Origin of the sequence: Chryseobacterium sp. SIMBA_038 (genome assembly GCF_046535115.1) — a bacterium.
In the GTDB taxonomy this organism is placed as follows: Bacteria; Bacteroidota; Bacteroidia; order Flavobacteriales; family Weeksellaceae; genus Chryseobacterium.
The window spans coordinates 1-278 of the sequence record NZ_JAWRXH010000119.1 but is presented as its reverse complement, the minus strand read 5'-3'; the positions used below and the strand labels follow the sequence as shown (position 1 = coordinate 278).

At 39.2% G+C, this 278-nt stretch carries 1 protein-coding gene; it reads right to left on the bottom strand.

The genetic code is table 11. The features are described 5' to 3' along the window. Positions 1-278 (bottom strand): MG2 domain-containing protein (locus tag SB689_RS22945; protein WP_410694370.1); only part of this gene is annotated, 278 nt, incomplete at both ends.

The window sequence follows — 278 nt, the reverse complement described above, 5'->3', positions numbered from 1 at the left end:
ACCCCGTTTAATTTTCCTTTTGGCAGCGTAAAGCTTCCATGATAGGTTCCAAATTCATTGGTTGTAAACTTCTGTGAAGAAACCTCCTGATTATTAGCGTCCAATAAGGTTATTTTTTGAGCTAATCCTGAAGCTACGGATTCAACCTCTTTGTTCAGTTGTACATTGATTACTTTGAAGTATACCATCTGTCCTGGTCGGTAGATAGCCCTGTCTGTGAAGATCTGCGCTTTGGATCTAGACTCCTTATTTGGGTTATAATCTTCTGTATTGGTTCT